This is a genomic window from Paracoccus sp. TOH, from assembly GCF_030388245.1.
GTDB classification, from domain to species: Bacteria; Pseudomonadota; Alphaproteobacteria; order Rhodobacterales; family Rhodobacteraceae; genus Paracoccus; species Paracoccus simplex.
Genome location: NZ_CP098361.1, coordinates 92,528 through 105,124, shown reverse-complemented (window position 1 = coordinate 105,124; position 12,597 = coordinate 92,528). Strand labels below are relative to the sequence as shown.

Sequence of the window (12,597 nt, the reverse complement as noted above, 5' to 3'; positions counted from 1 at the left end):
GATGACCGACATCGCCTTGCGGACCCGCGGCCTCGGGGTCAAATACGGCACCTTCCACGCGCTGGCCGACGTGGATCTGCAGATCCGCCGCAACTCGGTCCATTCGATCATTGGCCCGAACGGCGCCGGCAAGACCACGCTGTTTCACGCCCTGACCGGGCGGGTGCGGGCCTCGTCCGGCCGGATCGAGCTGGACGGGCGCGACATCACCGACACCTCGGACGACGACCGGGTGCGGCTGGGGATCGCACGCTCGTTCCAGGTCACCAGCCTGTTTCCGAACCTGACCCTGCGCGAGAACCTGCGGCTGGCCGCCCAGGGCCGCACGCCCTGGGCGGCGCTCGTCCCCTGGCGGCGGGCGGAAACGAACACCGAGGCGCTGGCCATCGTCGACGAAGTGACGGCGCGGCTGGAGCTGGGCCCGGTCGCGAACCGGTTGGCGGGCGAGCTGTCGCATGGCCAGCAGCGCCGGCTGGAGGTCGGCATGGCCATGGCGGCGCGGCCGCGCGTCATCCTGCTGGACGAGCCGACATCCGGCATGGGCATCGACGACATCGAGGCGATGAAGCAGCTGATCCGCGACCTGGGCCGCGACCATACCGTGCTGTTCATCGAGCATAACATGGGCATCGTCATGAACATCTCGGACATGGTCACGGTGATGCGGCTGGGCCGCAAGCTGGTCGAGGGTCCGCCCGCCCAGGTCCGCGACGATCCCGAGGTGCAGCGCGCCTATCTGGGCAACATGATCACGGGGGACATCGCATGACCGCCGCGCTGAAACTGACCGATCTGCATGCCTATTACGGCAAGAGCCACATCCTGCAGGGCGTCACGCTGGAGGTCGGGCCGGGCGAGATCGTCACCCTGCTGGGCCGCAACGGCGCCGGCAAAAGCACGACGCTGAAAACCGCCGTGGGGCTGATCACGCCGCGGCAGGGCCGGGTGGAACTGGCCGGTCGCGACATGACCGGCCAGCCGGCGCATCGCATCGCCGCTGCCGGGCTGTCGCTGGTGCCCGAGGATCGCGGCATCTTCCAGCTGCTGACCGTCGAGGAGAACCTGCGCATCGCCGAGAAGCGCGGCTCGCCCTGGTCGCTTGGCGACATCTACCGCATCTTCCCGCGCCTCGAGGAGCGCAGGAAGAACGGCGGCGGCCAGCTTTCGGGCGGCGAGCAGCAGATGCTTTCCATCGCCCGGGCGCTGCTGAACGGTCCCAAGGTGCTGATGCTCGACGAGCCGGTCGAGGGCCTGGCCCCGATCATCGTCGAGGAGATCGTCGCCCAGATCCGCCTGATCCGCGAGGCCGGCGTGCCGATCCTGCTGGTCGAGCAGAACCTGGCGGTCTGCAGCCAGCTGGCCGATCGGCATTACATCCTGGAACTCGGCCGCATCGTGCATTGCGCCAGTGCCGCTGAGTTCCGCAGCGACCCCGATACCATCGACCGCTATCTGGGCGTGAAGGCATAAGGAAAACCCATGTCTAACCTGAATATCGACGCTGCCCGGCTGTGGGACAGCCTGATGGAGACGGCGCAGATCGGGGCCACGCCGGATGGCGGCATCGCCCGGCTGACGCTGTCCGAGGACGACCGCCGGGTGCGCGACTGGCTGCGCGCCCAATGCGACGCGCTGGGGCTGAGCATGACCGTGGACGAGGCCGGCAACATGTTCGCCACCCGGCCCGGCACCCGCGCGGACCTGCCCGCCATCGCCATGGGCAGCCACCTGGACACCCAGCCGACCGGCGGCAAATTCGACGGCGTGCTGGGGGTGCTGGCGGGGCTCGAGGTGCTGCGCACGCTCGACGCCGCCGGCTACCAGACCGAGGCGCCGTTGATGCTGGTCAACTGGACCAACGAGGAGGGCTCGCGCTTTTCGCCGGCCATGCTTGGTTCGGGCATCTGGGCCGGGGTCTATGGCCGCGACTATGGCGACGCGCGGGTGGATGCCCGCGGCGACAGCTTCGGCGCCAGCCTCGACCGCATCGGCTATCGCGGCGAGGCCGAGGCGGGGTCCGTCCGCTTCGGCGCCATGTTCGAGCTGCATATCGAGCAGGGCCCGATCCTCGAGGCCGAGGGGGTGCGGATCGGCGTGGTGCAGGGCATCCAGGGCATGCGCTGGTTCGAACTGACGCTGATCGGCACGGCGGCGCATACCGGCTCGACCCCGATGGCGATGCGCCGCAACGCGCTGCTGGGCATGGCGCGGGTGATCGAGGGCATCGACCGCATCGCCAAGGCGCACCCGGACGCCGTGGGCAGCATCGGCTTTCTGGAAATCACCCCGAACTCGCATAACGTGATCCCCGGGCAGGTGCGCGCCACCATCGACCTGCGCCACCCCTCGGATGCGGTGCTGGACCGGATGCAGGCCGAGGTCGAGGCGCTGGTGCGGGATGCCGCCGAAGCGGTCGGGCTGGAAAGCCGGCTGGAGCAGATCTCGCGCACCGCGCCGGTGGTGTTCGACGCCGGATGCATCGCCTCGGTCAGGGCGGGGGCAAAGGCGGCGGGTTACTCGACGCGCGACATCATCTCGGGCGCCGGCCATGACGCCGCGCATGCCGCGGCCGTGGCGCCGACGACGATGATCTTCGTGCCCTGCAAGGACGGGCTGAGCCACAACCCCGCGGAATCGACCGAGCCCGCGGAATGCGCCGCCGGCGCGCAGGTGCTGCTGGAGGCGGTGCTGGACTACGACCGCCGCATGGCCGAGGCCCGCAACGGGGCCGCCGCATGACCCGCCTTGTCCTGGCCCGGCTGAACCACGAGACCAACAGCTTCTCGCCGGTCAAGACCCCGCTGGCCGCCTTTGCCCCGAAATGGGGCGAGGAGGCGCTGGCCGCGGCCGCGACCTATCCCGCCGCCATCGGCGCCTTCCACGCCTTCGCCCACCGCATCGGCGCCGAAATCGAGGTGCCGCTGATCGCCCATGCCATGCCCTCGGGGCCGGTCGAGGACGAAGCCTTCGAGGCCATGGCGCAGGCCATCCTGACGTCGGTGGAAAAGGGCTGCGACGGCATCCTGCTGGACCTGCACGGCGCCATGGTCACCCGCAGCCATGACGATGGCGAGGGCGAGCTTTTGCGCCGCGTCCGCGCGGCGGCTCCGGGCGTGCCCATCGGCGTGGCGCTGGACCTGCACGGCAACATCACCCAAGCCATGCTGGACCATTGCGACCTGATCGCGGGCTTCAAGACCTATCCGCATGTGGACATGGTCGAGACCGGCGAGCATGTCGCGCGCCTGTTCGAGCCGCTGCTTTCCGGCCGCCCGCGCCCGGCCATGGCGCTCTGCCATCCGCCGATGCTGGCGGCGACGCTGTGCATGAACACCACCACCGATTGCGCCATGACCGACCTGATCGCGCTTGCCCGGCAGGCCGAGACGCGGCCCGGCGTGCAGGCGGTGACGGTGTTTGGCGGCTTTCCGATCTCGGATCTGGCCGAGACCGGCCTCTCCATCGTCACCGTCGCCGACACGCCCGAGCTTGCCCGCGCGGTCGCGAGTGAGCTTGGCCGCGAGGCATGGCGGCGGCGCGCCGAATATGTCTATGCCGAGGAGCCCCTGGGGCAATCCATCGCCCGCGCCGCCGCGCTGGCGGACGGTTCGGCGCCGGTGCTGCTTCTGGACCATGGCGACAATTGCATGTCGGGCGGCAGCTGCGACGTGATGGACGTGCTCGAGGCACTGCTGGCCGCCGGGCAGCGGGGCATCCTGGTCGGCCCGATTGCCGACCCCGAGACCGTGGCGCAGCTTTTCGCCGCGGGCGAGGGGGCGGCGGTCGAGATCCGGCTGGGCAACAAGACCCCGGCCGAGGGCCTGCCGGCGCCGCGCCCGCCGCTGCGGCTGAAAGGCCGGGTCGCGGCGCTGTCGGACGGGCGCTATCGCGTCGCCGGGCCGATCTATCACGGGCAGGAGCTGTCGATGGGCCGCGCCGCCGCCGTGGACATCGGTGCCGCGCGCATCGTGATCTGCGAGGAACCGCACGAACCGCTGGACCTGGGCTGCTTCTCCTGCCTGGGGCTCGACGCCGCGCAGGCGCGTTTCCTGCACCTGAAATCGCGCATGTATTGCCGCCCGGTCTTCGAGCCGCTGGCCAAGGCGGTGGTGGAATGCGCAAGCTCGGGTGTAACCGCTTCGGATTACGGTCTGTTCGCTTTCAAAAAACTCGCCCGGCCCATATATCCGCTGGACCCGGGGACAATCTGGCAAGGCTGAAGCATCGCATGGATCAGGACGCGCCGGCAGGCAAGGAACGCAGGCTGACCCGCATCAAGCTGTCGGATCAGGTGGCCGAGGACATCCGCCGCCGCATCGCCCGGGACGGCCTGCTGCCCGGCGACCGCCTGCCGCATGAGCGCGCGCTGATGGAGCATTACGGCTGCTCGAAAGGCACCATCCGCGAGGCGCTGAAGGCGCTGGAGGTCGAGGGACTGGTGCGCATGCTCTCGGGTCCGAACGGCGGGCCCGAGATCCAGCCCGCCTCGATCGACATCGTCACCCAGCAGCTGCGGCAATACCTGCATTTCCAGAAGATCGACTTCGCCCAGGTCTACGAGCTGCGCCAATCGCTGGAGGTCAGCCTGGCCCGCAACGTCATCGGCAAGCTGACCTCCGCGCATTTTTGCCGGCTCGAACAGAACATCCGCATCTGCGAAGCGGCGAACGCGGCGCAGGACCGCGCCGTGGTCCGCCGGGCCGAGACCGAGTTCCACGACATCCTTTGCGAGGCCTCGGACAACGTGATTCTGGTCTTCATGTGCCGCTTCCTGAACAGCATGTTGCGCGACCTGGTCAGCTATCGCAGCGAAAGCATGCGCGAGCACGAGATCTTCGGCGAGGCGAATATCGAAAGCCACCGGCAATTGCTGGCCGCCTTCCGCGCCAAGGACGGCGATGCCGCGGCCCGGATCATGCATGACCACATGTGCTGCGCCGAAAGCTACATGCGCCGGCTGGATGCGTCGTTCCGCTCGGACCTGCTGAGCCGGTTCTGAAACGGAAGGTCCCGGCCGCAAGGGGCCGGGACCGGGATCTGTCAGCGCGGCCCGGGGGGCCGGGATCAGAACGGGATGTCGTCGTCGAAATCGGGACGGCTCTGCGACTGCCCGCCGCCGGACGGGCTGCCGCCCGAGGCGCCGCCGCCATAGCCGCCGCCACCGTAGCCGCCGCCGCCATAACCCTCGTCGCGGCCGCCGCCGCCGCCGCCGGCGCCACGGCCGTCAAGCATGTGCAATTCGCTGCGGAAGGGGCGCAGGGCGACCTCGGTCGAATAGCGGTCGTTGCCGCTCTGGTCCTGCCATTTGCGGGTTTCGAGCTGGCCTTCGACATAGACCTTGGAGCCCTTTTTCAGGTATTGCTCGGCCACGCGGACCAGCGGCTCGGAATAGATCGCCACCGTGTGCCATTCCGTGCGCTCGCGCCGCTCGCCGGTATTGCGATCCTTCCAGGTTTCGGACGTCGCGATGCGCAGGTTGGCGACCTTGCCGCCGCTGGGGAAGGTGCGGATTTCCGGGTCCTGACCCAGATTGCCGACCAGGATCACCTTGTTCACGCTGCCTGCCATGCTGCGGTCCTTTTCTTGGGTTTGTCTTGCGCGGGTGTAGCGCGGAGGCCCCGCTTACGGTAGCGCGCCGATAAGCGGAAGGGTTTATCGGCGGAAATCCGCCGAACAATTCGGCCGCCACGGCCGCGTGCAATCCTTTTGCGGCACCCGCCCGGCTTTGCGCTATAGTGCAGCACAAAAAAACACGACGGCATGCATGAGGGACCAGAGATGCTTTCACGCAATCGGGCGATGCTGCGCCAGTTTGGTCGGGCGGTGATCGCCCTGACGATTTCGGCCGGGCTGGTCGCGCCAGCCGCGGCCGAGGGGCTGCGGCTGCAGGTGAAAAGCGGCAAGTCGCGGCTGGCGCAGTTCGAGCGCCAGACCCGGCTGATGGATTCGCGCCTGGCCGGGCAATACCAGCAATCGGCGCGGCTGCGCCCCGGTGGCACCTCGACGAAAAGCGTGGTCGAACTGGATCTGCCTTCCGCCGTTCCCGCCTATCGCGGCAGCCGGCGCAGCCAGTATCTGCCCCATGCCCGTGCCATGGCCCGCAAGCATGGCATCCCCGAGGATCTGTTCCTGCGGCTGGTGCAGCAGGAATCGGGCTGGAATCCCTCGGCGCGCTCGCACAAGGGGGCGCGGGGGCTGGCGCAGCTTATGCCCGGCACCGCCGCCAAGCTGGGCGTCGATCCGAACGACCCGGAGCAGAATCTGGAAGGCGGCGCGCGCTACCTGCGCATGATGTACAACACCTTCGGCAGCTGGCGGCTGGCGCTGGCGGCCTATAATGCCGGGCCGGCGGCGGTGGCGAAATATGGCGGCGTGCCGCCCTATCGCGAGACGCGCAACTACGTCCGCATCATCCACGGCGGCTGAGGCTCCAGGGCCGGGCGGGACGCCCGGCCTTTCCGCTTGCGGTCGCGGCCTCAGAAGGTCGAGGGGATGATCCGGGTGTATTTCGTTCCGGCGATCGAGGCGCCGGCCATCAGCCCGGACTGGCCGAAGATCATCGCCACCACCGGTTGCTGCGAGGTGATGGTGTCGGTGCCCATCGAGACGCCGCCGGCGGGCAGGGCGTAATAGGCCCCGGCCTCGGCCACCCAGCCCGGCGCCTTGCGGAAATCGGCCAGCGCCGCATCGGTCTGGAAGATCAGCACATGCGCGTATTGCTGGGCGCCGATCTGGAAGCCGACGCTGGCCTGCGTCGCCGAATAGTAATCCACCGTCACGTCGTTGATGCGCAGCGCGCCCTGACCATAGGCGCCGCCGACGCCGAAGCCCGCCTCGGTCATCAGCGGCATGTACAGCACGCCCTTGGCGTTCCGCACCATGGGCGCGACATTGGGATAGCTGCGCAGCAGGAAGTCCCGCGTCGCATCGACCCGCGCGTCCAGCCGCGAAGGCGCGTCCTGGCCGATGGCGTTCGAGCAGCCCGCAAGCCCCAGCGCCGCGCCGCCCAGCAGCAAACCGCCACGCAGCAAACCGCCACGCAGCACAAGGCGCCGGCTCATTCCGTTGGAATTCATCATGTTTCGCCCCTCGTTCCCGGTTCGGCGGCTGGCCCGCCTGTCAAGGCGGCGATGATAAAGGACCGCCGGCCCTCATGCCAGCCTTTCGGCGACCTGCGGGGCGTAATAGCTTAGAATGCCGTCGCAGCCGGCGCGGCGGAAGGCGAGCAGGCTTTCGGCCACCACCTCGCGCGACAGCCAGCCGTTGCGGATCGCGCCCTCGATCATCGCGTATTCGCCGCTGACCTGATAGGCAAAGGTCGGGGCAGCGAACTGGTCCTTCACCATGCGGCAGATGTCCAGATAGGGCATCCCCGGCTTGACCATCACCATGTCGGCACCTTCGGAGAGATCGCGGGCAACGCAGCGCATCGCTTCCTCGCGGTTGGCCGGGTTCACCTGATAGGTCTTCTTGTCGCCGACCAGCCGCCCCGAGGCGCCCACCGCATCGCGGAACGGCCCATAGAAGCCGCTGGCGAATTTCGCCGCATAGGACAGGATCGCCACGTCCTTGTGGCCGTTCGCCTCGAGCAGGCCGCGCAGCGCGCCGATGCGCCCGTCCATCATGTCCGAGGGGCCAAGGATATCCGCCCCCGCCTCGGCCTGAACCAGCGCCATGCGGCCAAGCGCCTCGACCGTCTCGTCGTTCAGGATCACCCCGTCGCGCACCAGCCCGTCATGGCCGTTGGCGTTATAGGGGTCCAGCGCGATGTCGGTCATCACCGCCAATTCGGGCGCCACCTGCTTGATGGCGCGGATGGCGCGGTTGCCGATGTTTTCCGGGTCCCAGGCGCGCTCGCAGCTTTCGGTCTTAAGATCCGGGTCGGAATGCGGGAAGATGCAGATCGCGGGGATGCCCAGCCGCATCGCGGTTTCCGCGGCGCGCTTCGCGCCCTCCAGCGTCAGCCGCTCGACCCCCGGCATCGACGGGATCTCGCCCTCGCCGCCGGCGATCTCGGTCACGAAGATCGGCCAGATCAGGTTGGCGGGGGTCAGGGTCACCTCGGTCACCATGGCGCGCAGCGCCGGCGTGCGGCGCAGCCGGCGCAGGCGGGTGGCGGGGAACGGGGCGGCGATCGGGGACGGGGACATGGCGGGGCCTGTGGCTGCGGGGATCTGGGCCTGAAACTGCACCCTGGGCCGGCAGGGCGCAACCCCCCGGCTCCAGCGCCGGAAAATCGTGGTTTTCCTTTGCACCAGGCCCGGTTAGTTTGCCTGTCGCAACCGATGCAAGGAGAAGACGTGCTCCGACCCGAGGGAATTCTCGCCCTGCTGGACAGCCGGTCCTTCGGCTCGATCTGGTTCTGGGTGATCCTGATGCTGGCCTGGACCATGGCGGGGCGGCGCGTTCTCGGCGTGCCCTCGGACGTGATCGCCGGGGCCGTCGGCACCGAGCCGGGCCCCGAGGACGACCCGGCGGCGCTGACGCTGCTCGACTGGCTGTCGCTGACCCTGCCGCGCTGGCGCATCGACCAGCGCGAGGGCGCGATCCTGCTGGGCCTGGGCGCCTTCCTGCTGACGGCGCTGACCGTCCTGGGATTCGGCTACGGGCTGGAAATGGCGCAGGCGCTGGTGCTGCTGGTCCTGCCCTTCGCCCTGCTTTTCGCACTGGAGCTGCGATTGGCGCGGCGGCTGCGCGCGGTGCTGGCCCGGGCCGAGGTCGGTCAGCCGGTGAACGAGGCCGGGGCCGAGGCCGCGCGGCTGATGCGCCGCCACAAGACGGCGGCCGTGGCGATGTCGATCCTCGCCGTGGCGCTGACTGCCTTCTACGGCGCGGTCTGGATGATCGCGCATCCTTTCGGGTTCTGAACCGGGCTTGACTTCGCCCGTGCCGGCTTTACCTCGGGGCGCATGGCACCGCATCCCGAACACCTGATCCTGTCCGGCGCGCCCGAGGGCATGGACGCCGCGCTGGTCGCGCGCGAACTGGCCCGCGGCAATCCCGTCATCCACATCGCCCGCGACGACCGCCGCATGGCTGCGATGCGGGCGGCGCTGGCCTTTTTCGCGCCGCAGGCCGCGGTGCTGGAGTTTCCGGCCTGGGACACCACGCCCTATGACCGGGTCTCGCCGGCGGGGGCGGTGATGGCGGCACGCATGGCGGTGCTGACGGCGCTCGCACATGGCGCGCTGAAAGGGCCCTTCGTGCTGCTGACCACGCTGTCGGCCGCCATGCAGCGGGTGCCTGCGCGCGAGGCGCTGCGCGATGCCGGCTTCTCGGCCGCGGTGGGAGACCGCATGGATGAGGCTGCGTTGCGCGCCTTCCTGGCCCGCATGGGTTTCTCGCAGGCGCCGACCGTGACCGAGCCCGGCGATTTCGCGATCCGCGGCGGCATCATCGACATCTTCCCGCCCGGCGATTCCGGTCCGATCCGGTTGGACATGTTCGGCGACGTTCTGGAGGGCGCGCGCAGATTCGATGCAGAAACACAGCGTTCCATCGAAAAGCTCGATCGCATCGAGCTTGCGCCCATGTCCGAAGTGATCCTGGACGAGCCTGCGATCACCCGCTTTCGCCAGAACTACCGCGCCGAATACGGCGCCGCCGCCAACGATCCGCTCTACGAGGGGATCAGCGCCGGCCGCAAGATGGCCGGCATGGAGCATTGGCTGCCCTGGTTCCATGCCCGGCTGGAAAGCCTGTTCGACTACCTGCCCGGTGCCTCGGTGGTGGCGGACGATCATCTGGACCAGGTTCGCGACGCACGCTGGCACACCATCACCGAACAGTTCGAGGCCCGGCGCGAGGCGCTGGCCCGCAAGGGCGGCACCGACACGGTGTATCGGCCGGTCCCGCCCGCCGAGATGTTTCCGGACGAGGTCGAATGGGCGCGCTGGCTGGCCGCGCATCGGGTGCTGCGCCTGTCGGTGCTGCCCCAACCGCCGGGTCCGGGCGTCCTGGATGCCGGCGGCCGGGTCGGGCGCAATTTCGCCCCCGAGCGTCAATCCGAGAATATCAACCTTTTCAAGTCATTTTCAGATCATATTCGAAATCTTCAAACTTCGCGCCGGGTGGTGATCGCCAGTTTCTCGGAAGGTGCGCGCGAACGACTTGCCGGGCTGATTGCGGACGAGGGGCTCAAGGGCGCCAAGCCCATCGCCGATCTGCGCGACCTGCCCGATCAGCCCGGGGCGCTGGGGCTGGCGGTCTGGCCGCTGGAGGAAGGTTTCACCTCGGACGGCGCGGCCACCGGCGCACTGGCGGTGATCTCGGAACAGGACGTGCTGGGCGACCGGCTGATCCGGGGCGCGAAACGCCGCCGCAAGGCCGAGAACTTTCTGCGCGACACCACGACGCTGAGCCCGGGCGATCTGGTGGTGCATGTCGAACACGGCATCGGCCGCTATACCGGGCTGGAAACCGTGCAGGCGCTTGGCGTGCCGCATGATTGCGTGGCGCTGGAATATGCCGGCGGCGACCGGCTTTACCTGCCGGTGGAAAACATCGAACTGCTCAGCCGCTACGGGCATGAGGAGGGGCTGCTCGACAAGCTGGGCGGCGGCGCCTGGCAGGCGCGCAAGGCGCGGCTCAAGGAACGCATCAAGCTGATCGCCGACCGGCTGATGCGCGTCGCGGCCGAGCGGCTGCTGCGGCCGGCCCCGATCCTCGAACCCGAGCATCACGAGATCGAAAGCTTCGCCGCCCGCTTCCCCTATGCCGAGACCGAGGACCAGGCGGCGGCCATTGCCGACGTGGCCGAGGACTTGGCCGCCGGTCGGCCGATGGACCGGCTGGTCGTGGGCGACGTGGGCTTCGGCAAGACCGAGGTCGCCATGCGCGCCGCCTTCGTCGCGGCCTCGCAGAGCCGGCAAGTCGCGGTGGTGGCGCCGACCACGCTGTTGGCGCGCCAGCATTTCCGCACCTTTGCCGAACGGTTCCGGGGCACGGCGATCAATGTCCGGCCGCTGTCGCGTTTCGTATCCGCCAAGGATGCGACCGAAACCCGCAAGGGCTTGGCCGAGGGCAAGGTGGATATCGTCGTCGGCACCCATGCCGTGCTGTCGAAACAGGTGCGATTCAAGAATCTGGGCCTGCTGATCGTCGACGAGGAGCAGCATTTCGGCGTCGCTCACAAAGAGCGGCTGAAGGAGCTGCGCAGCGACATCCATGTCCTGACCCTGACCGCGACACCGATTCCGCGCACGCTGCAGCTGTCGCTGACCGGGGTGCGGGATCTGTCGATCATCGGCACGCCGCCGGTGGACCGGCTGTCGATCCGCACCTATGTGTCGGAATTCGACAGCGTGACCATCCGCGAGGCGCTGCTGCGCGAGAAATATCGCGGCGGGCAGAGCTTCTTCGTCGTGCCGCGCCTCGCGGACCTGCCCGAGGTCGAGGAATGGCTGAAGGAGCATGTCCCCGAGGTCAGCACCATCGTCGCCCATGGCCAGCTGGCGGCGGGCGATCTGGACCGGCGCATGAACGCCTTCTACGACCGCGGTGCGGATGTTCTGCTGGCGACGACCATCGTGGAATCCGGTCTCGACATTCCGACGGCGAATACCATGGTGGTCTGGCGCGCCGACATGTTCGGCCTGGCGCAGCTTTACCAGATCCGCGGTCGGGTCGGGCGTTCGAAGACCCGGGCCTATTGCTATCTGACCACCAAGCCCCGGGTGCCGCTGACCCCGCAAGCGATGCGGCGGCTGAAATTCCTGGGCGCCATCGACAGTCTTGGCGCCGGCTTCAACCTGGCTTCGCAGGATCTCGACCTGCGCGGCGCCGGGAACCTGCTGGGCGAGGAGCAGTCCGGCCATATCAGGGAGGTCGGCTTCGAACTTTACCAGCAGATGCTGGAGGAAACCATCGCCAAGCTGAAATCCGGCGAGATCGAGGGCACGCCCGAGGATGAATGGGCGCCGCAACTGAACCTGGGCGTGCCGGTGACGATCCCCGAAAGCTATGTGCCGGATCTGGACGTGCGGCTGGGCCTTTATCGGCGGCTGGCCGAACTGACCACGAAGGTGGAGCTGGAAGGTTTCGCCGCCGAACTGATCGACCGGTTCGGTCCGCTGCCGCGCGAGGTCAACACGCTCCTGCTGGTCATCCGCATCAAGGCCATGGCCAAGCGGGCGAATATTTCCAAGCTGGATGCGGGGCCCAAGGGCGCGACCATTCAATTCCATAACGACAAGTTCCCGAACCCGGCCGGGCTGGTCGAGTTCATTCACGACCAGCGCGGCCAGGCCAAGGTCACCGACAACCGGATCGTCGTGCTGCGCGACTGGCCCACGGATGCCGACCGCATCAAGGGCAGCTTCGCCATCGCCAAGGAACTGGCGGCGAAGATCAAGGAAGGCAAGGCGAAGGGCTGACGCCGGTCATCGCCGCGCAGCCGGACCGGGGGCGTTGCCCCCGGACCCCCGGGTATTTGGGCAACGGTGAACACCATCGGGCGCCCCCGTTGGAAAAGGGCGCGCGTGGTATGTGTCTGGGATGCCTGGGGCCTGGCTGGCGGTTTCGCAGGGCTCCGCCTATCGGCTGCCGGCCGAGGCATGCGGCGGGACCGCCTGCGGCATCCGAGGGCTGATACGACGG

The 12,597-nt window shown here is 68.5% G+C and carries 11 protein-coding genes; 8 read left to right on the top strand and 3 right to left on the bottom strand.

All coding sequences use genetic code 11. The features are described 5' to 3' along the window. Position 1: 1 nt before the first annotated feature. From NBE95_RS11170 to NBE95_RS11150, 5 genes are read left to right on the top strand one after another with little or no spacing between them, the layout of a single operon-like run. The gene (locus NBE95_RS11170; protein ID WP_289895528.1) at positions 2-769 is read left to right on the top strand and encodes an ABC transporter ATP-binding protein; all 768 of its coding nucleotides are present in this window, start codon (positions 2-4) and stop codon (positions 767-769) included. Next, positions 766-1,470, top strand: a complete 705-nt coding sequence (locus NBE95_RS11165; protein ID WP_289895527.1) for an ABC transporter ATP-binding protein — start codon at positions 766-768, stop codon at positions 1,468-1,470. The genes NBE95_RS11170 and NBE95_RS11165 overlap by 4 nt, the downstream gene beginning before the upstream one ends. A gap of 9 nt (positions 1,471-1,479) precedes the next feature. Continuing rightward, a complete protein-coding gene (locus tag NBE95_RS11160; protein ID WP_289895526.1) occupies positions 1,480-2,739 on the top strand; it encodes a Zn-dependent hydrolase in 1,260 nt (419 codons plus the stop codon). Further along, positions 2,736-4,220: a M81 family metallopeptidase gene (locus tag NBE95_RS11155; protein ID WP_289895525.1), complete on the top strand. Its 1,485-nt coding sequence runs from the start codon at positions 2,736-2,738 to the stop codon at positions 4,218-4,220. The genes NBE95_RS11160 and NBE95_RS11155 overlap by 4 nt, the downstream gene beginning before the upstream one ends. An 8-nt stretch (positions 4,221-4,228) precedes the next feature. Continuing rightward, positions 4,229-4,999, top strand: a complete 771-nt coding sequence (locus NBE95_RS11150) for an FCD domain-containing protein (RefSeq protein ID WP_289895524.1) — start codon at positions 4,229-4,231, stop codon at positions 4,997-4,999. Between the two features lie 65 nt (positions 5,000-5,064). Here the strand turns inward: NBE95_RS11150 and ssb are convergent, their stop codons facing one another. Further along, positions 5,065-5,568: a single-stranded DNA-binding protein gene (ssb, locus tag NBE95_RS11145; RefSeq protein ID WP_289895523.1), complete on the bottom strand. Its 504-nt coding sequence runs from the start codon at positions 5,566-5,568 to the stop codon at positions 5,065-5,067. 210 nt (positions 5,569-5,778) lie between these two features. On the opposite strand from ssb, the gene NBE95_RS11140 reads away from it, so the two are divergent. Continuing rightward, a complete protein-coding gene (locus NBE95_RS11140) occupies positions 5,779-6,426 on the top strand; it encodes a lytic transglycosylase domain-containing protein (protein ID WP_289895522.1) in 648 nt (215 codons plus the stop codon). Between the two features lie 50 nt (positions 6,427-6,476). Here the strand turns inward: NBE95_RS11140 and NBE95_RS11135 are convergent, their stop codons facing one another. After that, positions 6,477-7,061 (bottom strand): lipid-binding SYLF domain-containing protein, encoded by a 585-nt coding sequence (locus NBE95_RS11135; protein ID WP_289895521.1) that lies wholly within the window; start codon positions 7,059-7,061, stop codon positions 6,477-6,479. A gap of 90 nt (positions 7,062-7,151) precedes the next feature. Beyond that, positions 7,152-8,150: a porphobilinogen synthase gene (hemB, locus tag NBE95_RS11130; protein ID WP_289895520.1), complete on the bottom strand. Its 999-nt coding sequence runs from the start codon at positions 8,148-8,150 to the stop codon at positions 7,152-7,154. A 150-nt stretch (positions 8,151-8,300) separates the two neighbouring features. Here hemB and NBE95_RS11125 point away from each other — a divergent pair, with 150 nt between their 5' ends. Both NBE95_RS11125 and mfd read left to right on the top strand, forming a co-directional pair. Then, positions 8,301-8,867 (top strand): hypothetical protein, encoded by a 567-nt coding sequence (locus NBE95_RS11125; RefSeq protein WP_289895519.1) that lies wholly within the window; start codon positions 8,301-8,303, stop codon positions 8,865-8,867. Positions 8,868-8,909: 42 nt separating this feature from the next. Continuing rightward, complete coding sequence (mfd, locus tag NBE95_RS11120) at positions 8,910-12,374, top strand: transcription-repair coupling factor (protein WP_289895518.1); 3,465 nt, start codon at positions 8,910-8,912, stop codon at positions 12,372-12,374. Positions 12,375-12,597: the final 223 nt, after the last annotated feature.

What these genes read in the sequence shown, in the direction of transcription:
- NBE95_RS11170 (WP_289895528.1), top strand. Translation starts at nt 2, where the DNA reads ATGACCGACATCGCCTTGCGGACCCGCGGCCTCGGGGTCAAATACGGC.
- NBE95_RS11165 (WP_289895527.1), top strand. Translation starts at nt 766, where the DNA reads ATGACCGCCGCGCTGAAACTGACCGATCTGCATGCCTATTACGGCAAG.
- NBE95_RS11160 (WP_289895526.1), top strand. Translation starts at nt 1,480, where the DNA reads ATGTCTAACCTGAATATCGACGCTGCCCGGCTGTGGGACAGCCTGATG.
- NBE95_RS11155 (WP_289895525.1), top strand. Translation starts at nt 2,736, where the DNA reads ATGACCCGCCTTGTCCTGGCCCGGCTGAACCACGAGACCAACAGCTTC.
- NBE95_RS11150 (WP_289895524.1), top strand. Translation starts at nt 4,229, where the DNA reads ATGGATCAGGACGCGCCGGCAGGCAAGGAACGCAGGCTGACCCGCATC.
- ssb (WP_289895523.1), bottom strand. Translation starts at nt 5,568, where the DNA reads ATGGCAGGCAGCGTGAACAAGGTGATCCTGGTCGGCAATCTGGGTCAG.
- NBE95_RS11140 (WP_289895522.1), top strand. Translation starts at nt 5,779, where the DNA reads ATGCTTTCACGCAATCGGGCGATGCTGCGCCAGTTTGGTCGGGCGGTG.
- NBE95_RS11135 (WP_289895521.1), bottom strand. Translation starts at nt 7,061, where the DNA reads ATGAGCCGGCGCCTTGTGCTGCGTGGCGGTTTGCTGCGTGGCGGTTTG.
- hemB (WP_289895520.1), bottom strand. Translation starts at nt 8,150, where the DNA reads ATGTCCCCGTCCCCGATCGCCGCCCCGTTCCCCGCCACCCGCCTGCGC.
- mfd (WP_289895518.1), top strand. Translation starts at nt 8,910, where the DNA reads ATGGCACCGCATCCCGAACACCTGATCCTGTCCGGCGCGCCCGAGGGC.